This is a genomic window from Arthrobacter sp. StoSoilB22 (genome assembly GCF_019977315.1).
Taxonomy (GTDB): Bacteria; Actinomycetota; Actinomycetes; order Actinomycetales; family Micrococcaceae; genus Arthrobacter.
In genome coordinates, this window is the sequence record NZ_AP024652.1 from 2925726 (window position 1) to 2952544 (window position 26819).

Here is a 26819-nt window from a genome sequence, read left to right on the forward strand (position 1 = left end):
CGACAACGAGATTCATCTTAGCTGAGACACCAAGCCGCGGTGTCAAGGATGCGCGTCGACGGGCTTTGCAAAAGTTGTCCACATAGGCCACAACAGCCCCCGCGCTTGAGTTCGCGGGGCCGTAGCGTGATTCGTATCAACCCCACACTTGATCACCGCCACGACGTAGAGGGAGAGCCATGGCCTTGGAGTGCACCTTGGTACGCGCCCCTGGTGCTGCTGAAACGGCGGAGCCTGAAGAACTAAGCATCGCCGTCCCGGTGGGCGCATCCGGTACGCGGGTGCAGCAACTTCTCACCGACGCGCGTGGGACAGGCGTCCTGTCCGTCGGCGGACGCCTCCTTAGCTCTCTGACGGTGGGACAACCGCCTCTCATCACAGGGGCCGTCCTTGTGGATGATGCTCCGCCTCATCGAGGAGGGAGGATCCTGTTTAGGTCCCTGATGCTGCTTACCCACACAGGCCCCGGAGCGGGTTCCATCTTCCGGATTCACCGTGGCCGATACCGAATCGGAAGGGCGTCGCCGGACATTCCTGTGTCTGATCCCGCGATGTCCAGGGAACACGCCATTTTGGAAGTATCCAGTACAGCTCTCGCGGTGAGGGCGGTAAGCGGTGCGAATCCGGTGTTCGTGGACGATCGGTCCACCAATCGCACTTTGCTCTCTTCCTCATCAACGGTGCGATGTGGCAACTCCACCTTCACAGTCGCCATGGACGGCGGTTCTTACCCACCTATATCCGTCGACGCAGGGCTGTCGATTGAAGAACCGCTGGAAGTACGCCATACCCGCCGCCAAGGAAATCGCCGGGCCATGGCCTTGGCTGCCGGCCTGCCCTTGGTAGCGGGAATCGGCCTCTCCCTGGCTACGGGGATGTGGATGTATTTGGGGTTCACCGCCATTTCAGCAATGAGCATTCTCGTCCCGTTGATCGCAGGGCGGAAAGGGCGGCTGGCCGGCAAACTGGCCATATCGCGCGCCGTCCAGGACGACATTGAACGCCGACACCGATGCTCGCCATCGGCCGCCGAGTTGGTTTTGGCAGTTCATCACCCCTCCCCTGTGGAACAACTGGCAATGGAACCTGCCACAAGAGATCCAGCCGTCACCCGGCCTGCGGCTTCGGCGGCAGAATCCCACGCACATGGGCCTGATGTATGGCTTCGTATCGGAGTCACTCAAACAGTGGCAAACATTCGACTGACTCCTGATGATCCAGACTTTCGGCAGCCCACCATTGGGGCGGCGGCGATAACGTTGGACCCCAGGTATCCCGAAGTGGCGCTGTGCGGACAGCCGGACCATACAGATGGCTTGCTTCGTTTCCTATTGATGCAGCTAGCCAGTTTCCCCGCTGCCGCGGAAACGCCTGTCGTTGTTTTTGGACGAGCGGGAAGGTTGCCACTGAGTGCCCGGTTTCTCCCCCGCGTTACGCTGGCAATCAGCCCGGAAACCGTCCTTGCCGCCCTGCACCGCGGAAGCGGGAAGATGGGCGGCAGGCTCTTCGTGGTCGATGATTTTCTACCTGATGACGCGGAATTATGGTCATCCCTCCTGAAAGCCGCACGATCCTCCGGGTGGCAGGTGCTACATTGCTGCGTTTCGTTACAACGTTCGGCGGTGGTGGTTGAAATTTCACCCTCGGGAAGTGCCGGCTATGTGGAGACGGATGGCGAGCGCCGATCGTTTGTACCGGACCTGGTGTCAGCGCAAGTTTTCGACAGGTTCTGCCGTAAGTCCTCCGCCACGTCCCTCGCTGAAGACCCGGGGCAGGGCGCAGTGATTCCGGAGGAGTGTTCATTGGCTGAGTTGCTTCCCCACGGGCAACGCAGGGTACTTCGTAAATGGACCGAGACGTCCGGGCGAAACGGGCCAATCGCGACGCTGGGTAAAGGTAACAGCGGCCCAGTGACCTTTGACTTCAGGCTCGACGGCCCCCACCTTCTGGTTGCCGGAACCACCGGCGCAGGTAAATCCGAGCTCCTGAGGACGCTGGTGTCTTCCATCGCGTTGAGCCATTCTCCGGATCACACAACTTTCCTGTTCCTGGATTTCAAGGGCGGGTCGGGACTGCAACCACTTGCTCGGCTTCCGCACTGCGTCGGGCTCCTGACAGACCTCAGCAGGCACCATGTGGATCGCGCTCTTGTTTCACTGCGCGGAGAGATCCGGTACCGCGAGGAGCTGTTCGCTGCCGCCAACGTGTCTGATCTTGCCCAGTATCGGCAAGCGGGCTCCGTCACCGACCCAAATATCCCGTATCTGGTCCTCGTGATTGATGAATTCCGGGTCCTGGTGGACGAGACCCCAAACACACTCCGTGAGTTAATGCGTATCGCGACTATCGGGCGGTCACTGGGCATTCACTTAGTGATGGCTACGCAGAGGCCGCAGGGAGCACTCACCGCAGATATCCGGGCAAATGTGACGTCCAGCATAGCCATGCGAGTGCAAACGGAAGCAGAGTCCATGGACATCATCAATACGAAGGCCGCCGCCTCCATACGGGTAGAGACTCCGGGGCGGGCATACCTTGCCAAAGCTTCGAGTAGCCCCGAAGAATTCCAGACAGCCTCTCTCGCGTTCTCCCCCGACGGTGAAGCATCCGGCGCAGGACCTAATGGTTCGCAGCAGGCCGTGCAATCGGCTTCGCGGGCCTTACAGCATTCCGACGTGCGGTATGCGGCCAATGAGCAAGGCTCTCCCCCGAATACCGGTCCCGATGGGGTCGTCTCAATAGTCCGCGAGGCTTGGCGGGTACTAGGCGAACCCTTCCCCCGGCGTCCGATTGCGGCGCCACTGACCACATCAATTCCGTGGCACGAACAGCTTCTTGTTGATGAAGGAGATGGGTCCGATGAGCAGGACCGTTGGACAGTCGGCCCCTTGGCGATGATCGATAGGCCACTGCACCAAGTTGTGGAACCGCTGGTGTGGTCGCCTTCCGAAGACGGACATCTGGCAATGATAGGCAGCGACTCCAGTGGCATGCGGGAGTCTTTCATCGCTGCGTCCGCGATGCTTGCTACCCGGAGACCCCAACCCTACGTCTATATCCTTGATGCGACGGGCGCGCTTGGGCACCTTGGTGCTGAGGGCCGGATTGGCGCCGTGGTGGGCCTGCACCAATTGCCCTTGGCCACGCGGGTCTTGAAACGCCTGGCCGAAGAAATGGAACGTCGACGAAGCGCTGGTGTCTTCGAGGCAGGCAATTCACCCTTGGTCTTGATCGTGGCCGGTTGGTGCTCGTGGGCTGCAGCAATCCGGAGCGGGCCCTTCGGATACGCAGAAGGAATCCTGCAGGACATCGTCAGGGACGGTGGTTCCCTTGGCGTCACTGTTCTCATTTCAGGGGAAAGGGAACTTGTCAGCTCGCGCTTTTTTGCTGCAATACAGAACCGCGCGTATTTCCCTTTGGGATCCACCGAAGAGTCGCGGTTCCACTGGCCGCGGCTCCCGGATGTGCAATCACATCCCGGGAGGGCCGTCGTCATGGGAAAGTTTGCCAAAGAAGACGGAACCGTGGCTCAGTTTCGCGGGGCTCCGTCCAACGGGCGCTGGCCGTTCGATGATCTCGAGCCTTCCGAACCGCCTTTTAGGGTGCGACCACTCCCCGACCTTCTTCACGTCAGGGACCTTCAGGCCCTAGTGGCCGCCTTACGCGCACGGGAAGTGCCGGGCGGATTCGGCGTCGCGGCTATAGCCCGCCCGGAGAGCGCACAAGCCGCCTACGGTCATTTGCAGGGCCCGCTATGGATCGGCGTCGGCGGAAATGAAGCCGACCCTGTGTCCATGCCTCTCCGCGAAAATGGGGTCAGCACTATCCTTGGCACGCCACGATCTGGAAAGAGCTCCACCTTGGCGTCACTGCTTGCTCTCAACCCTTCGTTTCCGTGGGTATACCCGCCGGACGCGTCGACGGCTGGGACTTTTTGGCTTTCGGTCGCGCGCAAGGCTGCAGCGGGTAGCTTTTCCGCCAACAGCATTCTGCTGGTGGACGACGCGGAGACACTGGATGCCCAAGGGCGCCAGGCTTTGGCTGGCTTGGTCGGAAAAGTCCACGGCATCATCATGACAGCGACACCTGGGCCGTCCCTGCTTTTACATCTGCCGTTCGCTAAGGAAGCGCAGGCTTCCAGCATGGGATTGGTGTTGGCGCCCGGGACACCCCACGACGGAGATCTCCTTGGCGTCCGGCTTGAGGCCGATCGCGCCGGGCGTCCAGGGCGCGGGTTTCTGGTCAACGGGCAGCAGATAATCCCCTTTCAGGGCGTCTTCACTTCAGGTTTTCCGCCGTCTGGCAAAATCCATTGAAGCCGTAAGCACGCCGCACCGGAAGGGACCGCCGGTCATCACAGTGCCGCGGACGCTCCCCCGGTCCGTGAGGCATAAGCCACAACATCCTTCTGAAATAGGAAGACGATCGCAGCCAGTGCCGGGAGCAACATTGCCAGTCCCTGCCACACCAGCCCGCCGGTCATGGTGGGAAAGCCGATGGTGAGGACAAACAACTGGGCCACGAGCGCAGCCGCCCGCGTCCACCTATAGCCACGGTAGAGGAAGTGGCCTACGGCGAATAACCAGACGGAGAAGGCCAGCAAAAGCCCTAGAGTGAAAACTGCCCCCCAAAAAGTCAGTACAGGAGCACCACGCAGCAGTTCATATGCGTACCATGCGGCGGCACCGAGGAGAGCTAGTGCTTCGAGCAGTACAACCACTGAAATGATCACAATTCCCAACGGCGGTCGAGCTACGCCAGATGAGCTTGAAGCGTTGTTCCCGGTCGCGCCGGAATCATCGCTACCGTCCGGGCCGGACACGGGCTGGGCTGGGCTTTCGGGAGGTCTTGACACACTGGCACACTACCGGACATAGTCATCTAGCAGTGAGGGCACTGGCGGCTGATGTGATGCATCGCTCACGGATTCCGAGCATTTCGACCACTAACACCCCTTGTTTACAAGGCGTTAACATGAAACGCTTGACTCAGACGACCAAGGGGGCCCATGCGGGCCCCTTTCCTTTGGAGCCTCTCGTGAATGTTTTCACAAAAGGCCCTTCTAGTTCTCACGAATGGAGTGACTGATCAGCATGGATTGGCGTAATCGCGCAGCCTGCCTCGACAAGGACCCGGAGCTCTTCTTCCCAGTCGGCAACACGGGACCAGCACTTCTGCAGATCGAGGAAGCCAAGAGCGTCTGCCGCCGCTGCCCCGTTGTGGACACTTGCCTTCAGTGGGCCTTGGAGTCCGGACAGGACGCCGGTGTTTGGGGCGGCATGAGTGAAGACGAACGACGCGCGCTCAAGCGCCGCGCTGCACGCGCACGTCGCGCTTCCTAACCCACGGACCGAAAAAGGCCGCGGACCGTTTGGTCCGCGGCCTTTTCGTTGGCTTATTCGCGCTTCTCGTTGACTCCCGCCCCCGGGAGTCAGTCTCCTGCCCCCGGGGGCTAAGCCCTGGCAAGGTTGAGGACGATTTCGACGGCGGTTCCGCCCCCTTCGCGCGGGATCCACTGGATGGACCCTCCAAGTTCGCTTGTCACGAGTGTGCGAACAATCTGCAAGCCCAGACCCTCGGTGTATTGGCCGTCAGGCAGTCCAACGCCGTCGTCTGCAATAGTCACAGTCAGGAATTCGTCGTCTCCGTCCCCTTCTGCCCTGTCGGCCAGGAGCCATACGGTTCCTGTCCGCCCCTCGAGTCCGTGCTCAACAGCGTTGGTGACCAGTTCGTTGATGACCAAAGCCAGCGGAGTGGCGAAATCGCTGGGCAATTCGCCGAACATTCCTGAGCGTTCCGTCCGCACCTGTTGGGACGGGGAGGCTACTTCCGCAGAAAGCCGGAACTGGCGCCCGATCAGTTCGTCGAAGTCGACGCTCTGCGTCAGCCCCTGAGAAAGAGTTTCATGAACGAGGGCAATGGTGGCTACGCGCCTCATCGCTTGCTCGAGGCCCTGCTTGGCTTCGTCGCTGACCATTCGCCGTGATTGCATTCGCAGAAGGGCTGCCACCGTCTGAAGATTGTTCTTGACCCTGTGATGGATTTCCCGGATCGTGGCGTCCTTGGTAACAAGTTCCATTTCCCTGCGACGCAATTCAGAGACGTCGCGGCACAGGACAAGGGCTCCGAAGCGGTGCTGCTCATCGCGCAAAGGGATGGCTCGGAGTGAAAGGCTGACACCCCTGGACTCAATTTCGCTGCGCCAAGGCATGCGCCCCGTGACCACCAAGGGCAGCGTTTCATCCACCATGCGCCGATCCTTCAGAAGGCCGGCCGTCACCTCCGCCAAAGAACGGCCTTCCAAGGACTCAACTTCGCCGAGTCGACGGAAAGCGGAAACGCCATTGGGGCTGGCGTATTGGACGATGCCTTCGGCGTCGAGTCGGATGAGGCCGTCGCCGACTCGAGGTGCTCCGCGACGCGAGCCCGTTGGGGAGGCAAAGTCGGGCCATAGTCCCAACGTACCCATCCGCAGGAGGTCATAGGCGCACTGGCGATAGGTGAGTTCCAGCCTCGATGGCATGCGTGAACTGGACAAGTCCATATGCGATGTCACAACCGCCAGAGTCCGGCCGTTGCGCACCATCGGCACAGCCTCTACCCGGAGTGCCATCTCGCTGCTCCAACTCGTTTCGCTGGAACGTTCAATCGACCGGCTGTTCCACGCCTTATCCACTAGGGGGCGCAGATCCGAGCGTATGCCCTCACCCACGAAGTCCGCGTGGAACACCGTATGCGATGTCGACGGACGGACGTGGGCGAGGGCGATGTAGCCAAATTCCGGGTGCGGAAACCACAAAGCGAGGTCCGCGAAAGCCAAGTCAGCGACCATTTGCCAGTCGCCGACGAGGAGGTGCAGCCATTCGGCATCCCCAGGCCCGAAATCAGCGTGTTCCCTGATGGGGTCTGTAAAGATTGCCACTGCACCTCCATTTGCGACGCCGGGACTGACCCTAGCGTCGAACGATTGACCTCAAGAGCCTTAATGCTACCGACAGTGAGGCCATGTCGTCGGCTTCCAGCGCGTTGACCTCGTCAAACATGGTCTTGGCGCGTGCCAGCTGCTCAGCATTTTGCCCTTCCCAGGCCTTAAGGCGTTCTTCAGCCACGGTGCCGGACTCCGTCGACTCAAGGACCGACGTCGTCATGTCAGCCACTGTGGAGTACAAGTCGTCGCGAAGGGCTGCCCGTGCCAGGGCCTGCCAGCGGTCATCGCGGGGCAGGGAACTGATGCGTTCCAGAAGTGAATCCACGTGGAAGCGGTTGAACACCGTGTAGTAAACGTGCGCTACATCCTCGACGCCTTCGCTTCCGGTCTCGGCGATTCGCGCGATGTCCAAAAGCGCGTAACTTTCGAACAACTCCGCCCACCTTTTCGCGAGGTGGTCCGGAAGTTCCCAGCCACGGGCTTTGTCCAACCAGCCCGAAATGCGGACCTTGTCCTCACCCCGAAGGTAGTCCAGAAGCTTGGCCCTCAGTGGGGCCAACAAGGGCTTGAAGGATTCCACTACGTCCGAAATAGGCTGCGACGCCATCCCTTGCCCCAGCACCCAACGCACTGCCCGGTCCAGCAACCGCCGGATGTCCAAATGGACTTCACTCCAGTGTTCAGTCGGGAATGATGCGGGAAGCGCATTCAGCTCGGCCACCATCGGATCAAGATCGTAGATTTCACGCAGCGCAACGAAGGCTTTGGCAACGGCTACCTCGTTGGCCGAGGTTTCCTCAATGGCCCGGAAAGCGAATGTGATGCCGCCCAGGTTGATGATGTCGTTGGCAACTACTGTGGCGATGATCTCGCGCCGCAGCGGGTGCGTATCCAGCTCAGCGTCGAATTTCTCCCGCAGCTGTTTCGGGAAATAGTTACGAATAGTGTCCGCAAACCACGGATCATCGGCAAGGTTGCTATCCCGCAACGCTGCAGCCAGTTCGATCTTTGCGTATGCGGCCAGGACCGCAAGTTCGGGAGACGTAAGACCCTGCCCCTGTTCCAGCCTGGACCGGAGAGTCTCTGTGGTGGGAAGTGCTTCCAGATCGCGCTTGAGATCGGCGGACTTCTCCAGCCAGTCCATGAGCCGCTCGTAGCTTGGGCTCCAGTCCGCGACCCGTGTGCGGTCGTTCAGAAGCAAAATGTTCTGGTCAATGTTGTCTTGCAGGACAAGCCGTCCCACCTCATCGGTCATATCGGCCAGGAAGCCGGCCCTTTCCGCCGCGTCAAGCTTGCCGGCCGCTACCATCCGGTCAACGAAGATCTTGATATTGACCTCATGGTCGGAGCAGTCCACGCCGGCAGAGTTATCGATTGCGTCAGTATTCAGGATGACGCCTTGCAATGCGGCTTCGATGCGGCCCCTTTGCGTCAGGCCCAGGTTTCCACCTTCGCCAACAACCTTGACCCTCAGATCCCGGCCGTCCACGCGGATAGCGTCATTTGCTTTGTCGCCCACGGCAGCATGCGTTTCAGTGCTGGCCTTGACGTAAGTGCCGATACCACCGTTGTAGAGAAGGTCAGCCGGCGCCAGCAAAATCGCGCGGAGAAGCTCCGGCGGGCTTAGCTGCGTCGTTCCTTCGGGCAGACCCAACGCCTTGCGTACCTGCTCCGAGACCGGGATGGTCTTGGCCTGACGGGGGTAAACGCCGCCGCCTTCGCTGATCAGCGACCGGTCATAGTCGTCCCAGGAAGACCGGGGCAGTTCGAAGAGCCTTTGGCGCTCGTCAAACGATGAGGACGCATCAGGTGCGGGATCAAGGAAAATGTGGCGGTGGTCAAAGGCGGCGAGCAGCCGGATATGGCGGGAAAGCAGCATGCCATTGCCGAAGACGTCACCGGACATGTCGCCGACGCCAACTACTGTGAATTCCTCGGTCTGGGTGTCGAGGTCAAGCTCGCTGAAATGCCTCTTGACTGATTCCCACGCCCCGCGCGCGGTGATGCCCATAGCCTTGTGGTCGTAGCCCACCGACCCGCCCGAGGCAAACGCGTCACCAAGCCAGAATCCGTATTCGGCCGCCAATCCGTTAGCGGTGTCGGAGAACGTTGCCGTGCCCTTGTCTGCTGCCACCACGAGGTAGGAATCGTCGCCGTCGTGCCGGACAACGTCCGACGGCGGCACGAGCCTTTCGCCGTCTGCTGATGTAACGAGGTTGTCCGTAATGTCCAACAGGCCTCGAATGAAAGTCTTGTAGCTCTCGATTCCCTCGGCCATCCAAGCTGCCCTGTCCGCGGCCGGGTTGGGAAGCTTCTTGGCGAAGAAGCCACCCTTGGCACCTGTGGGGACGATGACGGCATTCTTGACGGTCTGAGCCTTGACGAGTCCCAGAATCTCCGTCCGGAAGTCCTCCCGACGGTCGGACCAGCGAAGGCCACCGCGGGCTACCTTTCCAAACCGCAGGTGCACGCCTTCAACTCTCGGTGAGTAGACCCAGATCTCGTACATCGGGCGCGGGAAAGGAAGACCATCGATCGATGTGGGGTCCAGCTTAAAGCTGAGGTATTCCTTGTTCTGGTAGTAATTGGTCCGCAGAGTCGCCTCAATAAGGTTCACGAAAGTTCGCAGGACGCGATCGGCATCCAACGTGGCCACCTGCTCAATCGACTCCGCAAGGGCTGCCCGGGCTGCAGCTTGGCGCTCGGGCCGCTGCTCTTCAGCAACTGTGGGATCGAACCGCGCGGAGAAGAGTTCGTTGAGCCCCCGCGCAACATCAGGATTGCCAAGCAGCGTATCGGCGATGAACCCAAAGGAGTTGGTGTTGCCCATCTGCCGCATGTATTTGGCGTAGGCGCGGAGCACCACCACTTGACGCCAGTGGATTCCTTCGCGGAGTACCAGCCGATCGAAGTTGTCCGACTCGACAGCGCCGGTGATGGCTGCGCCGAAGGAATCGCTCAGGAGATCTCCCGTGGCCAACGGGTCTACACCCACGGGGTACTTGAGTCCGAGATCGTACAGGAAGAAGTCGCGGTGATCCGAGGTCTCAATCTCGAAGGGCCGCTCATCCAGGACCTCAAGGCCGAGATTGTGGAAGTAGGGAAGGATCTGGCTGAGGCTCTTGGGCTCCATCAAGTAGAGCTTGACGCGGGCATCCTCTTCCAAGGCCTCACCGGCGCCCTCAGGGAGATACACATGGACGCCAGGCCTGATCTGCTTGGTTACCCGGCCTGCCCGCTCTGCCTCCGCTCCATATTTCTCGAAGCGCTCAATGTCCTCAAGAGCGTCTTCCACTTCGTAGTCAACACGGTAGCCTGCAGGGAATGCCTCGGCCCAGAGTGCTGACAAAACGTCGGCATCCGCCGAAGACCTGTGCTCGCGGAGAACCTCTGAGATACCTTCACTCCACGATCTGGAGGCGCGCATCAGACGTTGTTCCAACTCTTTTACGTCCACTTCCGCCAGTTCAGCTGTGCGGGGCAACCTGATCCTGAAGAAAACACGGGCCAAGGCAGATTCAGTGATCCGGGCCTCGTAGTCGATGCTCTCGGCATGGAACGTTTCGCGAAGCTCCTGCTCGATTCGGAGACGAACACTGGTGGTGTAACGGTCACGAGGCAGGTAGACCACTGCGGACATGAAGCGGCCGTAAATGTCCGGGCGCAAGAACAGCTTGGTCCGCCGGCGTTCCTGGAGCCGTTGAATTCCGGTGGCCGTGGAGGCAAGGTCCGGAATCTCGATCTGGAAGAGTTCGTCGCGGGGATACGTTTCGAGGATTCCCAGAAGGTCCTTGCCGGAGTGGGAGTCAATGGGGAAGCCGGCGTTACGAAGAACAGCGTCCACCTTGTCCCGAACAATCGGGATGCTGCGCACGGATCCGGTGTATGCACTCGTGGCGAAGAGGCCGATGAAGCGGCGTTCCCCGTTGACGTTGCCCAACGCATCAAAGCTCTTGACGCCGATGTAGTCGAGATAGGCGGGTCGGTGCACAGTGGAGCGCGAATTGGCCTTGGTGATCACCAAAGCACGCTTTTCCCTTGCACGCTTCCGGCCCGCATCCGTGAGGTGCTGGACTTGACGCGTGGTGTCTCCGGCACGCAGGAGGCCCAGGCCGCTGTCTTCCCGGAGCTGAAGAACGTCCTCACCGTTTTCATCCACAAGGTCGTATTCGCGGTAGCCCAGGAACGTGAAGTTTCCGTTGTCCAGCCAACGCAAAAGGTCTTGTGCCTGCCTGAGCTCAGCCACTTGCTCGGGGTGCGTCACGCCACCCAATGCCTCGGCCAGCTCGAGCGCCTTGCTGCGCATCTTGGGCCAGTCCTCCACTGCCGCCCTGACGTCGCCGAGGACACGTTGGAGCCCTGCGATCAATTCTTCCCGCGCGTCGTCACCTATCCGGTCAATTTCAACCGCGATCCATGACTCCATGTGGGAAGCGTTATCGCCATCGCCCAGCAGATGGGCCACGCTGGGGAGTGCTGCGGTGTCGCCACTGGAAATGCCGACATTGGAGGGGACCCTGGAGATACTGGTGAGCTCGCCGGATTTGCGATCACGGGTGACCACGAACAGAGGGTGCATGACCAGCCGGATGGCGCAGTTCTGGCGAACAAGCTCTGCATTGACGGAGTCGACCAGAAACGGCATATCGTCAGTGACGATGTAAACGACACTTCGCTCGGGCTCACCGGCGATTTTGACGACTGCATTCCCAGGTAGACGGGACTGGGCGATGTCCCTGTGCTTTGTAGCCCGCGCAATCAAGAGTTCGGGCGAATACGCACGTGAATCCTCCTCTGCAAGGTGTTCATAGTAGTCACCGAAGAACCCTTCACGGACAACTGCTGCATCGGACCGATCCTCCACGCTGGATCCTGACGACATCGACAAACGCCTCCATCACATGTTGATTGCTGCGACTCTGCAGCCCACATGGCGAGCCTAGCGCTTTGGCAGACGCAAAGCTCTGATAGTTCGGCCAAAGGAATCCTGTTTTTGCTGGACAGGTGCACAGACCAGCCCTACTATGGCCTTTCGCAGGGGCGAGTCGGGTGCTACTTCCAGTAATACTGAACCCGTGAGTAAAGCCGCGTCACATGCCACGGGGTCAGCGGGAAGGTAGGCGTCCACGCCCACTCCGGGGCCGTATCGGTCCCACGCATCGTTCAGTTGTTGCCGGGGCGAATGGCCAACTGCCGAGCGCTTCACCTTGTTCAACACGACCCGGGGAGATACCTCCGGGACCGCAGCCTCAAGCTCCGCCAGTCCCCGTACCAAACGTGGCACTCCAATCGCGTCGGCGGAACCAACGGCAAACACAACATCAGCCATTTCCAAGCTCCGCAGGGTGGCGGCATTCCGACGCGGAGCCATAGTGTCGAAGCTAAGCTCTTCGTCTGATTCAAGGCAGAAACCTGTGTCCACCACAACATGATCCGCTAGTTGCCGCGCCGCATCCAGAACCATCGCGACGGCTCCCGCCCTGAGTTCGGTCCATCGATCCGCTCTGGTTGTACCCGTCAGCACCCTAAAAGTTCCTCCCTTGGTGAAGACAGGAATCGCCACCGCCCTGAGGGCTTGACCATCCAGCAGTCCCTGGTCCGCCAGTCGGCAAGCCTGGGCAAAACCAGCCGACTCCTCCAGAAGGCCGAGCACCGCCGACATGCTTGCGCCGTAGCTGTCCGCATCCACCAGAAGGACTGATTTGCCTTCCGCGGCCAACTCCGCCGCGATGTTGGCAGCAAGGAACGTCCTTCCGGGGGCGCCGATCGGCCCCCACACGGCAATGATCCGGCCGCCTCCCTGCGGAGTCTCTTCATCCCTGCGGTCCGATTCCGGCATCGAGCGCAGCTCTGCCCCAGGATCGGCAAATCCGGTGTCTCGGGCGGAGGCAGGCAGGCTTTGCCGGCTCCCCCTGCCAACGGCCTCAGATATTTTGGCCGCCAAGTCACCGGCTTCGATGCCCGTCATAGCCGGTAAGGCACCTATGGAGTGCAGACGTTTGGCCTCGGCTGGATCGTCCGTCAGGGCGATGATTGAGACACCCACCGCCCCAAGACGATCAACCAGCGTGGTGGTGAGTTCCTCGCAGCCCTCCGCTACGACGGCGGCAACCGCGAGGCCGCTTTGGCAAGCAGCAATAAGCTCAGCAAGCTCCGAACAACGGCGCACAACCGTTACGGGACCGCGGAGGCGCTCCAACCCGCCCACTACAGCTTCCTGAGCGGAGCCGACGGTCACTACAGGAATGCTCATCGAACAACGCCCGTGGGGTTCCACACGACGGAGACCTTGGCCCTGTTCGCCTGGGCGCCCAACAATTTCGGCATTTGTTCATCCGTCACCAGCACCATCACCACAGTTGTTCTGGCCGAGCCCAACGTAGTACTCCCAGGAGTCACCGCGGCAATTTCTGCGCTCGGCAGGAGCATCTCCGGCGCGTCAAAAGCGCTGCTTGCACCCGGCATGGAGACCCACACGTCCACCCTGGCGCCTGGAACGGCCTGCGGGGGGAGTTCTTCCTCCAAGGCAATCGCTACAGGTTTGCGGTCCAACGCATCGGCGACTCCCAGGCTTGCCCGAGGGATCAACTGGTTCTTTGCCATCCGCTGCAGTGCCACGCTGCTCTCCGCAAGCCCTTGTTCCACAGTGATGTAGCCGGCCTCAACGTCATCCAAACGAACTTTGACAATGGAGAGGTCCGCCTCCGTGACCACCTGACCTATCGCGATGTCTTCCCGGGCGGCGAAGACCTGGGTTGTCCTGTCTGCGGTGCCCACCAAGGCAATGACGCCTGCGACGGACCCCAGGACCAGCAAAAGACCGATAAGAAGCCGCGGATCTTTCCATGATGGTTTCCTTAGCCTCGCGGCCACGCCGATACTTTCTCCCATTTTCCTGCTTCCCCGCTTTGAGTTACGGCATGGTGGAAGCACCTGCCTCCTCATTCTTACCGGCGCATTTTCGCGGAGCCAAGGCCACCGGCCTCAAATGGGCCGAAACTGTGGATAACTACACCAAACATCAGCAACGGTGGCAAAATGAAGCCATGCCCCGATTCCTGACTCTTGCGGACGTCGCAGAACAACTACAAATCAACTCGCCACAGGCCTACGCGCTGGTTAGGAGTGGCGAGCTGAAGGCCATTCAAGTGGGTGGCCGAGGACAGTGGCGTATCGAAGAGAAGATGTTGGAGCAATATATCGAAGACCGCTATGCAGAAGCTGGCCGCATGATCGAAGAGGCCAAGGCCAAAACCAACCGGTCTTAGTCCCCGCCGCTCCTGAAGTCCTGGTTACCCGCCGAGCAAAGCGCTGCCAACGAACTGAAGGGAATGGTCATTACCGCAGCCACCCTGCCGGGCCGGCGCGATTCACCGTTCTGAACCACCGCAAGGTCAAGGTAGTCCCGGCCGACCCTGTCTATTACTCCTTGCAGCTCATATCCATCACGTGCCGCTACTTTCAGATGAACCACCAGCTCGGCACGATCGCGTGCCAGTGCCCTCAGTGCTGAGGCGATGCCCAGCGACTGCTGTATCCGGGACGCAGGTTTCAGCGCTACCCTGCCGAGTCCTTCGTATGTCACAACGGAGGGATAGGGCAGTAACCACTCCCGCGCTCGCTCCGTCAAGACCAGCCATTCGCCGCCCACGTGGCTCAACCGTCCTCGTAGGACCCTGCCGTCAATCAGAACGACCTTGATGTCCGCTCCGAAGGCCCCACGCAGACGGTCAGCCAATTCGATGCCCGCCAGCTCAACCCTTGCCCGCTCTGTGATCTCGAGTTCGGCTTCCAAGGCGCGCCCCGCCGAGAATTGTGCTTCCAGATCGCTAAAGAGAGAGTCCCATCTCATGTGGTCAGACTAGGCTGCATGAAGGATGTGCGACGAATCGGAGAGGTACATCAGGGTTGCAACTGGACAAGGCACTGCAAACATGTTCAGAATGAGTCAAATAGATCAAACCGCATCAAATTGCATCAAAGGGAGCATGGGGGCTTTTAGTGGCAAAAGTATTGCGTAGTGACTCTGCCCTGGCAGCGTTTGTTCTTGGGCTGGGACTGTCCTTGGTACTTACGGGAAATGTGCTGCTTACGCAGTGGCAGGCAGCGGAGCGGCATGGTCAGACCCTTACCTTCGAACATCTTCTCGGCTTCTCAGCCAACGCAGTGGGACTTTCTGTTGTCATCTGGTGGGCACTGACGTTCTTCATCGCTTTCCTGGCATCGTTGTTGCATCGGGTTGGGCACAAGAAGAGCGCCCATCTCCTTTCACGGTTCAGCCCCGCCTTTATGTTGCGGCTCGCGGTGGCCGTCGTGAGCCTGAATCTCATGGGCGCGGGAATAGCCCAAGCAGATGCCGCACCACCGGAACCTGGCTGGCAAAGCGCCTCTCCTCATAGGGCGCCGGGAAAAGCGGCGTGGACTCCGGCTTCCTTGGACCGCGCGAGTTCCATCCCGCGATCTGTAGACGATGCCCATGCTTCAGCATCCCGGCCTCATGACCCGCGCTGGCAACCCCGGCCCCCCGTGGTTGACCCGGGGTTGCTAAGCCGCCAGTCCACACGTTCAACCACCCTAGCGGGAGAAGCCGCCGTTGTTGTTGAGGATGGCGACTCGCTATGGTCGATTGCGGCCTCCCGGCTCGGACCCTTTGCAACCGACGTGGACGTCGCGTTGACGTGGCCCAAGTGGTATGCCGCCAACAGGGCAGTCATCGGAGGGGACCCCACCGTGCTACTCCCGGGGCAGGTTCTTCAGCCCCCGGCACCAAGCTAGTAAGGCCGGGACTTCAGTGCCCGCTTCCTCCATAAGGACCGTCCGCTCAGGGACAACCTTCACATCTCAAAGCCAATCCGTAGTGTCATCCCAGCAGAAGCCAATGAGTAAAGCGTCCCCACGCTGCAACTCATGTAGTGAATGCCAGAGGTATGACCATGACCCTTGCAACGAAAACCCGGCCAGCAGGCCCTCGGAGCACGCAACATACGGCACCAGCATCCGGCCAAAGCGGCTCGGACATCGACGTCCGGCTTGTTGCCCGAAGCATCGCGCAGGCAACCTTGGAAGTACTGGCGGGAACCCGTCCCGTCCAGCAGCTCTCACGCTCGCTGGACGCCGAGTGTTATCTGTCGCTCCAGCATCGGGCAGCATTGACCCGAAAACACTCAGCCAGGAGCCGAGGTACTGCCCAACCGCACCGTAGTCCCATGGTGCGTTCGGTTCGGGTCTGTTCCATTTCCGAATCAATCTGTGAAGCAAGCATCGTCGTCGCTGAGGAGCAGCGTTGCCGTGCCGTCGCCATGAGGCTGGAGCGGCTGGACGGTGTTTGGCAGGTTACCGCCCTGGAAATAGGGTAGGCCCAACCGATCGTGCTTTGAGAGAAAGCAAAAAGGTGAAGCCTGGACGTTCCGTCCGGGCTTCACCCTTTGCTGTGACCGCGTTACGGAAACCGCTTAGCGACGCTTCTTCTTTGCCTGTTTCCGCTGATCCTGACTTGCTGCTTTAGCAGGATTTCCGGACCGGCCCGATGCCCTACCCTCAATGCGCGTCTGGGTCGCTCCGTCTTCTCCGGGCGCGGTGTACTGCAGCTGCGCGGGCTTCTCCGGCGCCTGAAGGCCCGCCGCACGGATCTGAGGATCGTGGTGCTCTGTGTGTGCGCCGGAAGCCGAATCGTCTGCCACCACTACGTCTTCGGCTGGTGTTACTTCGACTTCCAGGTTGTAGAGGAATCCGATACTTTCCTCACGAATGGCTTCCATCATGCTCTGGAACATGACAAACCCTTCGCGCTGGTATTCCACCAGGGGATCACGCTGGGCCATGGCACGAAGTCCGATTCCCTCTTTGAGGTAATCCATCTCGTAGAGGTGTTCCTGCCATTTACGCCCAAGGACCGAAAGCACAACCCGCCGCTCAAGCTCACGCATGCTCTCGGCGCCGATGGATTCTTCCCGCGCCTGGTAGACAAGCCGGGCGTCAGAGAGGATTTCCTCCCTCAGGAATTCTGCCGTGACCCTGGACTTACCGCCGGCTTCGTCAATGATTTCCTCGGCGGTAACCGTTGCCGGGTACAGGGTCTTCAGGTTTGCCCACAGCTGGTTGTAGTCCCAGTCGTCACCTGACCCCTCGGCCGTAGCGGCATCAATGAGTGAGTTGATGGTGTCTTCCAAGAAGAACTGCACTTTTTCGTGCAGGTCATCGCCTTCGAGGATGCGACGACGGTCGCCGTAGATCGCTTCACGCTGGCGGTTGAGGACGTCATCGTACTTGAGGACGTTCTTGCGCTGCTCGGCGTTGCGACCCTCTACTTGGCCTTGCGCCGACGCGATGGCGCGGGATACGAGCTTCGACTCCAGCGCTACGTCGTCGGGAACGGAGCTGTTCATCAGCCGTTCGGCCGCACCTGAGTTGAACAACCGCATGAGGTCGTCCGTGAGGGAGAGGTAGAAACGGGATTCGCCAGGGTCACCCTGACGTCCGGAACGTCCGCGCAACTGGTTGTCGATCCGGCGGGATTCGTGGCGCTCGGTGCCAAGCACGTACAGTCCGCCGAGGTCCAGAACTTCTTCGTGCTCGTCCTTGACGGCCTGCTTGGCTGCAGCCAGGGCCTCGGGCCATGCGGCCTCGTACTCTTCCGAGTTTTCCTCGGGATCCAACCCACGTTTGGCGAGTTCGGCGATGGCAGTGAACTCGGCGTTGCCGCCGAGCATGATGTCAGTGCCTCGGCCCGCCATGTTGGTTGCTACCGTAACTGCGCCTTTTCGTCCGGCCTGGGCAACGATGGACGCTTCCCTCGCGTGGTTCTTGGCGTTCAACACCTCATGCCGGATGCCTTCTTTGGCCAAGAGCTTCGAGAGGTACTCACTCTTTTCAACGCTGGTGGTACCCACCAGTACAGGCTGGCCGTTTTCATGCCGTTCAGCGATGTCCTGAACGACAGCATCAAACTTAACTACCTCGTTCTTGTAGACGAGGTCCGGTTGGTCGATGCGCTGCATGTCGCGGTTTGTGGGGATGGGAACGACGCCGAGCTTGTAGGTGCTCATGAATTCTGCGGCTTCGGTCTCAGCCGTACCGGTCATGCCAGCGAGCTTGGAGTACATGCGGAAGTAGTTCTGCAGCGTCACCGTAGCGAGCGTCTGGTTCTCTGCCTTGATCTCTACGTTTTCCTTGGCCTCGATGGCCTGATGCATGCCTTCGTTGTAGCGACGACCGGCCAGGATACGGCCGGTATGCTCGTCAACGATCAGCACCTCGCCGTCGAGGATGACGTAGTCCTTGTCCCGCTTGAACAGTTCCTTTGCCTTGATCGCATTGTTGAGGAAGCCGATCAACGGCGTGTTGGCAGATTCGTAGAGGTTCTGGATGCCGAGGTAGTCCTCTACCTTCTCAATCCCGGCTTCCAGCACGCCCACGGTTCGCTTCTTCTCGTCCACCTCGTAGTCGACGTCAGGCTGCAAGCGGAGGACAACTTTGGCAAATTCGCTGTACCACCGGTTGGTGTCGCCTTGCGCAGGACCCGAAATGATCAACGGTGTACGTGCTTCGTCAATCAGAATGGAGTCCACCTCGTCCACGATCGCAAAGTTGTGCCCGCGCTGGACCAGTTCGCTGGCATCCCAGGCCATGTTGTCGCGCAGGTAATCGAAGCCGAATTCGTTGTTGGTTCCGTAAGTGATGTCAGCGTTGTACTGCTCGCGGCGTACCGTGGGGTCCTGGTTGGACAGGATGCAGCCACTGGTAAGGCCAAGGAAACGGTAGACCCTGCCCATGAGTTCGGACTGGTATTCGGCGAGGTAGTCGTTCACCGTGACAACGTGGACACCCTTGCCGGACAGCGCATTGAGGTATGCGGGAGCTGTGGCAACGAGGGTCTTGCCTTCACCCGTTTTCATTTCCGCGATATTGCCCAGGTGGAGGGCTGCGCCACCCATGAGCTGGACATCGAAGTGCCTCATTCCCAGCGTTCTGGAGGAGGCCTCACGGACAGCGGCAAAGGCTTCCGGGAGGAGTGCTTCCAAGGTTTCGCCGTCCTGGTGGCGCGACCTTAGCCGGTCCGTTTCCTCGCGGATTTCAGCGTCCGTGAAGGACTTGAAAGTGTCTTCCAGGGCATTGATGGAATCGGCATAGTTCCGCAGTGTCTTGAGTGTCTTTTTGTCACCCGTGCGGAGAAGTTTTTCGATTAGTGATGCCACGTGAAATTGCTCCCAGTCTCATGCTGCCGAATTCTGGCTGTTTCAGTCTACGGGAGAGACCAGCGCCACGTTGCCGGGTTCACCTCTGAGCGGACTGCCCGGCTGGACGTATTCTCCCGGGGCAGGACCATCGTTCGCCAAGGCTTCGGACAACGCTCCGGCGAGGTCCCCCACTGGCCAGACGACCACCTCCTGGAGGCCGAGCCACGTTGCCATGAGCCTGAGTTCCGCGGCAAGTTCGACGGCGGTATCCGCTGGCGCGTCCATCTCACCAAAGGCGGAGCGCACCAGAAGCTGACGGGATATCCGATCGGCTTTCAAGTCCACTCTGGCAACGATGGCTTCCCTGAGCAGGAACGGCAAGACGTAATAGCCGAAACGTCTCTTGGCGGCAGGGGTGTAGATCTCAATCCTGTAATGGAATCCGAATAACTCCTCCAGCCTCCGTCTTTCGAAGACCAGGGAATCGAATGGGCTCAGGAGGGCCCTGCCTGCTGCTTTTCGCGGCAAGGTGGCATCGACGTGTTGGAAGGTTTCCCTGTCCCATCCCCGAACACTAACGCGTTCAAGACGGCCCGCGCGGACCAGGCGTTGCACCGAACCCGCGCCCGCCTTCAAGGGCGTCCGAAAGTAGTCGGAGAAGCACCTTACCGTGCCAATTCCGTGGGCTCGCGCGGCTGCATCCATGAGCCGGTCAAGGGACGCTTCAGCATCGCCTTCGGGCGGTTGGGCGTCTGGAACAACCCGGGAAGTGAGGGTGTATTTTCGCTCGAACTGCGCTGTCCTGGAAGCGGCGGAAATCCGGCCTTCCTCGAAGAGGTGCTCCAGCACCCGTTTGACGATATTCCAGTTCCAGCCCCAGTTATCACGGTCCGGGTCCTCGTCGTGACCGAGTTCTGCAGTCAACTCGGATGCAGTCATGGGAGGCCCTGAAGTGAGCGCAATCAGAATGCGGTCTTCCATGTCCTGCCGTACGGCCGGATCAAGACGGTGTGCGCCCACCCACGCCCGCTTTTGCCATACGAGCAGGTCCTGGAAATGCTCCGGCCGGATAAAGCTCGCCTCGTGTGCCCAGTACTCCATCATTTTGCGTGGCTTGCGGCTGGCCATCGATTGGAGGATGAGGGGATCGTAGTTGCCAAGCCGGGAAAAGAATGGAAGGTAGTGGCTTCGCGCCACAACGTTGACTGAATCGATTTGGACTAGCTGGATCCGGGCAAAGGTCCGGCCCACCGCCCGTGAAGTCACGGGGCCGGTGGGCCGGACCTTCGCTAATCCTTGAGCTGCCAATGCGATCCGCCGTGCCTGTGAAAGGCTCAGCGAAACGGTCATTGAAGTCCCTTCGTACCTAAGATGAGGCTTTACTTGGCTGTGGCGGCCTGATCATCGGAGCGGTAGGCGTGGATCTTCTCTTCCACGGCTTCCTCGCCGGGCTCGCAGTTGGAGTCGAGGGTGATCACGCCATAGGTCCAGCCACTGCGCCGATACACAACCGACGGCGCGTTCGTTTCCTTGTCCAGGAACAAGTAGAAGTTGTGTCCAACAAGCTCCATGTTGTCCACAGCATCATCGAGGGTCAGCGATGCTGCGGGAAATACTTTCCGGCGGATCAGGACAGGTGAGTCGCCTGCCGGAATGTCGTTCTCGATGTCGTAAGGAGACCGCTCATCTACCGCCGGTGCGGACTCATGATGATTGCTTGCCTCGACGTAAAGCGGCTCACTCGTACTGGCTGGTTCAAGTGTGGCCGTGGCTTCGCGCACAGCCTTGGGTGTGTGGCGGCCGTGGTGCACCTTCTTACGGTCCTTCGCACGACGAAGCCGCTCAAGCAGCTTGTTGTACGCCAGGTCGAAGGCAGCGAACTTGTCGGCGGCTGTGGCCTCGGCACGGATAACGGGGCCCCGGCCCAGGACGGTGACTTCTACGGTGAGCTCGCCAGGCGTCTGCCTGGGGTTGGTTTCCTTGGAAACCTTTGCGTCAACCCGCTGGACCTTATCCCCCAGCGATTCAATCTTTGAGATTTTTTCGCCGGCATATTCGCGAAAGCGGTCAGAAACTGTCAGATTTCGTCCGCTGATCATGAACTCCATGGTGCCCTCCAATAACTCAGGTGACACGACAACGGCGCTGTTGGGGGCTTGTCTGACGGACAGTCGAGCCCCTTTCCGAGCCGCTATCGACAGGTACATCTTTTCTTGGTACCCACAACCGACGTTAGTTCATCGCCACCGGTTATTCATCCTTTAGCCACTTATTTTTTGATTGAGTCTTAAGGACCGAACCGGGGTGGTCCATGGCCGCTGCGGAAGCGTAGGCTGGTGGCCTCGTGGCTGCGAGTACAACTGCGCCTGATACCAGGCCACCGGCAGCCGTGACCGCCCTTGCCGCCTCAGCGAGTGTGGCACCAGTGGTCAGGACATCGTCAACAAGTATGCATTTGCGGCCTTTGAGCTTGTCCGCTTGTCCCCGCCGTACTCTCATGGATCCTCGGACCCGGCGGGCGCGCTCACCTCTTCCAAGCCCCTTTTGACCTCCGCCTCTATATCGAACGGAAGCACGTCCCGGAACTTCGTCACCAAGCCGGGCCGCTCTCTGCCGGACAGCGTCGGGGCCCGCCACAAATATCCTCCACTCCCCCGACTTCTCCAGCACGTCAAGAATGGGGCAATGGAGCAGCATTCGGCGGATTCGGAGGAAAAAGAGCAGAAGGTGTACCGGGCTGAATCCTCGCCTCCGGAACGCCTTACCGCTACTGGGAACGGGCACAAGGCAGTAGCCGGAGCGGCCGCCGATGGCAGCATCCACGGCTTTGCCCAAGCAGGGAGCCAGAACAGAGGCAAGGCGCCATTGGCCGTGGCTCTTGAACGAGAGGAGGCACCGGGCGAGCTCATCCCGATACGGCCCCGCCGCCACCACCCCGATCTTCGCTGTTCCATTGATGTCAATCAAAGCGGGTGACTCAAGTTCGGCCCGAAATGGGTGCCGGCACAGCTGACGGATTCTTCTTGCGCAACTGCTGCAAAGCACCGCATCTTCCATCTCACAGCAGACGCAGTCCACAGGAATGAGCACTGCCAGCAGGTCAACCACAGTGCCATGCAGGGCGGCGATGATCCGGCCCGTTCTTCCTCGAAAAGGGCCACGACGCCGCGCCCCGGCAGGTTCAGGAAAACCGAGGTCGGGATCGATACGGCGGCGGAGCCGGTTACGGAACCATGGACCAAGGGAGGAGAACGTCATTCTGGCAGTTTGAACGTGATGTTCGCCTTGAGGAGGGCACGAGGGGAGCTATGTGGATAAAGGAGGGAAACAGGCGCCGGGCGCTCACCCCGGGAAGGCTGGTTCGGTAGGTCCCTTGAGCTGGAGCTCCCAGCCATTTCCGACGCGTTGGAAGATCCCTGCAGCCGACTGTCCGTAAATTTGCTCGGCGCCGTTTCCGACGCTGAGGCTGGTCAATCCATCCCAAGGGGCCAACTGCTGCGGTTCACCGGATGCCAGCGACAGGAGTTCCGGAACCACTGTTGAAGTAGCCGAGCCGGACATCACCGCCACCGTGGAGCCGTTGACCCAGGCGCCTTGATCGGCAGCACTACTACTGAGCAGTGTGATGGGAAGCGTGAGGTCCTTGGGAACACCGTCCGGGTTGCGGACGATGCCCGTGATCTGCACGGCGGATTTACCGTTTGCCTCGGAAATGACCAAGGCCCTGGTTCCCTCGCGGGAAACCCTGAAATCCTTGACTGTTCGTCCCGTGAGCCAGGCCGGCGTCATGGTGACACTGGGAATCGCGGCACCTGGAGCTATCCCTGTGGGTTTGTAAGCCACAACTTCGGCGGCACCGGTTGCACCGGGCCCCGCTGTCCAGACCCAATCGTTCGGACTGAAGGAGGGTCCGGTAAGAGTGCTTCTGGTGGTTAGCTGTCGCGCTGCCTGCCCTGGTTCGATGGAGTAAAGCGTCGTTTTGTCGCCGTTGAGGAAAGCAGCGGTCTGGGAGACCGGCGACTCAGCGGGCGAGTGGGGACCAAGCCCGGCAACCGACTGTATGTCCGGCAGCGGAGTGACCCTGTTGTTCTCGTAGCGCACCAGATCGCCATTGTTCACTGCGATCTGGCGGGCAGGAACACTCTTGTCCAGCACCGGGGGCAGAACTGTCCCGTTGTCTTCAACACGCACCAGGTCCTGGTCGGCACGGAGCTGAACGTTAATGACATCGGGCTGACTACGGAACGTCAGTGCCAACTGATTTTGCATCCTCTGCCGGTCCTCGGCGGAGGCGTCAAAGAGTTCCTTGGCTGAGAGGTCCACCTGAGCTGCGCCGGAAACAACCGGCACAGATTCCCGTGCGAGCTTCATCCCCGATGGGAAGGCGCTGACCACGGCCCCTCGCAGGTAAGGGGCCGGCCCGGCAAGCAACGCGCTGGTCATGGACTTCACGGTGTTCTTCTTGATGAACCATCGATAGTCCGGCACCGCGTAGGTAAACGTCGGGTCATAGAAGTAGATGGGGTTGGCCCCGTAAATCACTTTGAACGTCTCTTCGGGGATGGCGGTGCCATCGGGCACCTTGGAAATACGCCATTCGCCCTCCACCTGCTCGAGCGTCAAGGGGATGGTTTCCTTGGTTCCGGGAGGGAACTGCGTTGCAACGCCGTCAGCATCCACTGAATAGGCAACGTCGAGCTCGTAAAGGTATTCGTTCTCCCCCGCTGCCTTGACTACCCGTTGCTCGCGAAACACCAAGGCGCGTTTGTCCGGTTTCCACGTCACCGACTGCGCCTGCGTCAGGAACTGGCGTGCCACGGGGTAGTCATCCTCATAACCGCTACCTGCCATGTAGAAATCCTCGATCACGGTCTCCGGGCTGGAACCTGCACGCGGAGCGGCAGGGAAAAAGACCGGGGCGTTGGGATTGCCGGCGCCCTCGTCCTTACTCTTGCCAACAGGCCCGGAGCGGGGAATTTGGGCGCAGGAAGCCAGCAGAATCATCAGCACGGCAAACAATGCGACCACTGCCCTGCCGCGTTGTGACCTTCCCGCACTCATGAGATCTCCCCTGTTCTGCCCTCGCCGGGACCGGGATCTCCCCCGGCGGCTTGGGGTTGCGCCGGAGTGTTGCCGGATTCCGGGGCCAGTACAAGCATCTGCCGTTCGCTTGGCGACCCGGGAAATTTAATGTCCGCAGGCTCCAACTGAAGGGGAGACTTCACAATGGTGCCGCCTTGCCGCAACGGAAGTGTCAACCGGAAGTTGGAACCGGCGCCCTTTCGCCCCCATGCCTGGAGCCAGCCGTTATGGAGCTTGGTGTCCTCGGCAGCGATGGAGAGGCCCAGTCCGCTTCCACCGGTGGTCCGGGCCCGTGCAGGATCTGCCCGCCAGAACCGGTCGAAAACCCTGGCAGCCTCAGCCTGGGTCATCCCAATACCGTGGTCCCTTACTGACACCGCTACAGCATCATGGTTGGCCGCAACGGAGATGTGGATTGGCTTTCCCTCGCCGTGTTCCAGGGCGTTGAGCAACAAGTTACGGAGAATCCGGTCGATCCTGCGCGAATCCATCTCCACGATGATGCTCTTCTGGCGGGCGTTCAGTCGCACTTCGGAGCCGTACTCCGCAGCAACCGGTGCCGCACCCTCCATGACGTGCGAGATCACTTGGAAGATGTCCTGCGGTTCTGCATCAAGGACGGCGGCTCCAGCGTCAAACCGCGAAATCTCCAGCAGATCCGACAGCAAGGACTGAAAGCGCTCAACCTGGTGGTAGAGCAACTCTGCCGACCTCTTGTTCATGGGATCAAAATCTTCGCGGGCATCGAACAGAACCTCGGCCGCCATGCGCACGGTGGTCAGTGGGGTACGCAGTTCATGGGATACATCGGACACAAAGCGCTGTTGCATCTGCGACAGGGTGGCCAATTGGGTGATTTGTTCCTGGAGGCTTGCGGCCATGTGATTGAAGGACGCGCCCAATCTCGCGACCTCGTCTTCCCCCTTGACCACCATGCGTTCCTGCAACTGGCCGGCAGCAAGCTTTTCCGACACCACGGCAGCATGGCTTACCGGGCTGACGACGTTACGGGTCACGTACCAGGCGATGGCACCAATCATGAGGACAAGTGCCGCACCACCCGCCCACAGGACGTTCTGGATCTCGTCCAGTGTCTGTTGGGCTGTGTTGAGGTCGTAGATCAGATATAGCTCGTAGGCTGTTCCGTTGAATGTGACAAGGTTCCCCACGGCAATACCGGGTCTGTCCTCGTTTCCCACCGGGAACTGTGTGGAGGCCCAAAATTGCTGCTTGCCACCGCTTTGCACGGCCTTGCGCAGCTCGGGGGGAATGACGCGGACCGTTAGTTGGTCCGAAGCACGTGACTCGACCCACCGGTTACGGGGTTTTGTTTGTTCCGGGGCGGCTTCAAAAACGTATCTACGCTGTATAACCGAGCCGCGGCCTTCCACGGCAGTCAACGTGTCATAGACCAGGGTGATCACGCTTGACTGGTCGGTGACCTGCGCGCCGTCGAACGTGTCCTGTACTTGTTTGACGTTGAACCGTGACTCGGATTCCGCCTGGGCCAGCCGTTCCTGGAACAGGTTGTTGGCGATTTGGTTGGACAGGTATGCGCCCACAATGGCGAATGATGTCACTGCCAGAAGCAATGTGGTGAGGACCGTGCGGAACTCCAAGGACCGGCGCCAACGCCGCAACAGTGAACGCCAGACGAAGCGCAGTCCTGGCCGGATTTGCCTCATGCCAAGAGACACAAGGCGCGTAATCCGAAGGACGAGAATCAGGCCGCGGCGTGTCCAGATCCGTGCCCGGGACAGGAGCCAGGAAAGACTCTTGGTGTTCCTGGCGGGCCGCTCGTGGGTGGCGCCCACTGGCTCAGGGGAAGTTTCCGGGGACTCTGACTGTGCCGGGGTCACCTGCTCGACTCCGGCCGCGCCGGGATCCTTGGCCCCCGGGTTCTCGCCCTCCGCGCCGGTCTCTCCGACCGGCGACTCAGGAACCTGCTTTATATCCGACACCACGCACCGTCAAAACGACCTCGGGCGCTTCGGGATCACGTTCAATCTTGGAGCGCAGCCGTTGGACGTGGACATTGACCAGCCGCGTGTCGGCGGCGTGGCGGTATCCCCACACCTGCTCAAGCAGAAGTTCACGTGTGAACACCTGCCACGGCTTGCGGGCCAACGCAACCAGGAGATCAAATTCTAGGGGAGTCAGCGAGATCCGCTCTCCGCCCCGGGTCACCAAGTGACCTGCAACGTCAATAGTGACATCGGCAATGCGCAGGGTTTCGGGGGCCTTCTGGTCCCCGGGCCGCAACCGCGCACGAACCCGCGCTACAAGCTCAGCGGGCTTGAAGGGCTTGGGCACGTAGTCATCGGCGCCGGATTCAAGGCCACGAACCACATCCGAAGTATCAGATTTTGCGGTGAGCATGACGATGGGAACGTCCGACTCGCCGCGGATTTGGCGGCATACCTCGATCCCGTCCGAGCCCGGGAGCATCAGGTCCAGGAGCACCAGGTCCGGCTTCGAGGAGCGGAAGATCTCCAAGGCCTGGCCGCCGTCTGCGCAGAACACCGGCTCGAAGCCATCATTGCGCAGGACGATGCCAATCATCTCTGCGAGTGCTTCGTCGTCGTCAACTACCAGAATGCGTGCCTTCATAGTTATATATTCCCTTATCGCCA

The 26819-nt window shown here is 60.3% G+C and carries 19 protein-coding genes; 6 read left to right on the plus strand and 13 right to left on the minus strand.

Annotation, left to right across the window (positions count from 1 at the left end):
* Positions 1-179: 179 nt before the first annotated feature.
* Positions 180-4316: a type VII secretion EssC family protein gene (locus tag LDN70_RS13625; RefSeq protein ID WP_223940536.1), complete on the plus strand. Its 4137-nt coding sequence runs from the start codon at positions 180-182 to the stop codon at positions 4314-4316.
* Positions 4317-4354: 38 nt separating this feature from the next.
* Here LDN70_RS13625 and LDN70_RS13630 read toward each other — a convergent pair whose 3' ends face one another.
* Positions 4355-4741 carry a hypothetical protein gene (locus LDN70_RS13630; protein WP_208096048.1) on the minus strand — a complete coding sequence of 129 codons (387 nt, stop codon included), beginning with the start codon at positions 4739-4741 and terminating at the stop codon, positions 4355-4357.
* A gap of 352 nt (positions 4742-5093) precedes the next feature.
* Between LDN70_RS13630 and LDN70_RS13635 the strand changes: the two genes are divergently transcribed.
* Positions 5094-5342: a WhiB family transcriptional regulator gene (locus LDN70_RS13635; protein WP_003804966.1), complete on the plus strand. Its 249-nt coding sequence runs from the start codon at positions 5094-5096 to the stop codon at positions 5340-5342.
* A 110-nt stretch (positions 5343-5452) separates the two neighbouring features.
* Here the strand turns inward: LDN70_RS13635 and LDN70_RS13640 are convergent, their stop codons facing one another.
* Genes LDN70_RS13640 through LDN70_RS13655 form a run of 4 tightly spaced genes read right to left on the minus strand, consistent with a single transcriptional unit; the run spans position 5453 to position 13819 of the window.
* Entirely contained in the window at positions 5453-6922 is a 1470-nt protein-coding gene (locus LDN70_RS13640) for a sensor histidine kinase (protein WP_142938564.1), read from the minus strand.
* 31 nt (positions 6923-6953) lie between these two features.
* A complete protein-coding gene (locus LDN70_RS13645; protein ID WP_223940537.1) occupies positions 6954-11810 on the minus strand; it encodes an NAD-glutamate dehydrogenase in 4857 nt (1618 codons plus the stop codon).
* Between the two features lie 57 nt (positions 11811-11867).
* Positions 11868-13181 (minus strand): CpaE/TadZ family protein, encoded by a 1314-nt coding sequence (locus LDN70_RS13650; RefSeq protein ID WP_166840135.1) that lies wholly within the window; start codon positions 13179-13181, stop codon positions 11868-11870.
* A complete protein-coding gene (locus LDN70_RS13655) occupies positions 13178-13819 on the minus strand; it encodes an SAF domain-containing protein (protein WP_223940538.1) in 642 nt (213 codons plus the stop codon). The genes LDN70_RS13650 and LDN70_RS13655 overlap by 4 nt, the downstream gene beginning before the upstream one ends.
* A gap of 155 nt (positions 13820-13974) precedes the next feature.
* Here LDN70_RS13655 and LDN70_RS13660 point away from each other — a divergent pair, with 155 nt between their 5' ends.
* Positions 13975-14196, plus strand: coding sequence for a helix-turn-helix domain-containing protein (locus LDN70_RS13660; protein ID WP_142938660.1), 222 nt, complete (start codon positions 13975-13977; stop codon positions 14194-14196).
* Here LDN70_RS13660 and LDN70_RS13665 read toward each other — a convergent pair.
* A complete protein-coding gene (locus LDN70_RS13665; RefSeq protein WP_223940539.1) occupies positions 14193-14780 on the minus strand; it encodes a hypothetical protein in 588 nt (195 codons plus the stop codon). The two genes, LDN70_RS13660 and LDN70_RS13665, sit on opposite strands and share 4 nt — an antisense overlap.
* 149 nt (positions 14781-14929) lie before the next feature.
* Here LDN70_RS13665 and LDN70_RS13670 point away from each other — a divergent pair, with 149 nt between their 5' ends.
* On the plus strand, positions 14930-15703 hold the full coding sequence (locus LDN70_RS13670; protein WP_223940540.1) for a LysM peptidoglycan-binding domain-containing protein: 774 nt from the start codon (positions 14930-14932) through the stop codon (positions 15701-15703).
* A gap of 158 nt (positions 15704-15861) precedes the next feature.
* A complete protein-coding gene (locus LDN70_RS13675; protein ID WP_223940541.1) occupies positions 15862-16284 on the plus strand; it encodes an Rv3235 family protein in 423 nt (140 codons plus the stop codon).
* A 96-nt stretch (positions 16285-16380) separates the two neighbouring features.
* Here the strand turns inward: LDN70_RS13675 and secA are convergent, their stop codons facing one another.
* From secA to LDN70_RS13695, 4 genes are all read right to left on the minus strand, one after another.
* Positions 16381-19122, minus strand: a complete 2742-nt coding sequence (gene secA, locus LDN70_RS13680) for a preprotein translocase subunit SecA (protein ID WP_142938557.1) — start codon at positions 19120-19122, stop codon at positions 16381-16383.
* A gap of 42 nt (positions 19123-19164) precedes the next feature.
* Positions 19165-20454 carry a winged helix-turn-helix domain-containing protein gene (locus LDN70_RS13685; RefSeq protein ID WP_223940542.1) on the minus strand — a complete coding sequence of 430 codons (1290 nt, stop codon included), beginning with the start codon at positions 20452-20454 and terminating at the stop codon, positions 19165-19167.
* Between the two features lie 29 nt (positions 20455-20483).
* Positions 20484-21212, minus strand: coding sequence for a ribosome hibernation-promoting factor, HPF/YfiA family (hpf, locus tag LDN70_RS13690; protein WP_142938555.1), 729 nt, complete (start codon positions 21210-21212; stop codon positions 20484-20486).
* A gap of 142 nt (positions 21213-21354) precedes the next feature.
* Entirely contained in the window at positions 21355-21603 is a 249-nt protein-coding gene (locus LDN70_RS13695; protein ID WP_223940543.1) for a phosphoribosyltransferase, read from the minus strand.
* Positions 21604-21789: 186 nt separating this feature from the next.
* On the opposite strand from LDN70_RS13695, the gene LDN70_RS13700 reads away from it, so the two are divergent.
* Positions 21790-22080, plus strand: coding sequence for a hypothetical protein (locus tag LDN70_RS13700; protein WP_223940544.1), 291 nt, complete (start codon positions 21790-21792; stop codon positions 22078-22080).
* Between the two features lie 366 nt (positions 22081-22446).
* On the opposite strand, the gene LDN70_RS13705 is transcribed toward LDN70_RS13700, so the two are convergent.
* The 3 genes from LDN70_RS13705 to mtrA are packed head-to-tail and all read right to left on the minus strand — an operon-like array spanning position 22447 to position 26796.
* On the minus strand, positions 22447-24165 hold the full coding sequence (locus LDN70_RS13705; RefSeq protein WP_223940545.1) for an LpqB family beta-propeller domain-containing protein: 1719 nt from the start codon (positions 24163-24165) through the stop codon (positions 22447-22449).
* The gene (gene mtrB / locus LDN70_RS13710; RefSeq protein ID WP_286198859.1) at positions 24162-26150 is read right to left on the minus strand and encodes an MtrAB system histidine kinase MtrB; all 1989 of its coding nucleotides are present in this window, start codon (positions 26148-26150) and stop codon (positions 24162-24164) included. The genes LDN70_RS13705 and mtrB overlap by 4 nt, the downstream gene beginning before the upstream one ends.
* On the minus strand, positions 26122-26796 hold the full coding sequence (mtrA, locus tag LDN70_RS13715) for an MtrAB system response regulator MtrA (RefSeq protein ID WP_090818324.1): 675 nt from the start codon (positions 26794-26796) through the stop codon (positions 26122-26124). Before mtrA ends, mtrB begins: the two co-directional genes overlap by 29 nt.
* Between the last annotated feature and the right edge of the window lie 23 nt (positions 26797-26819).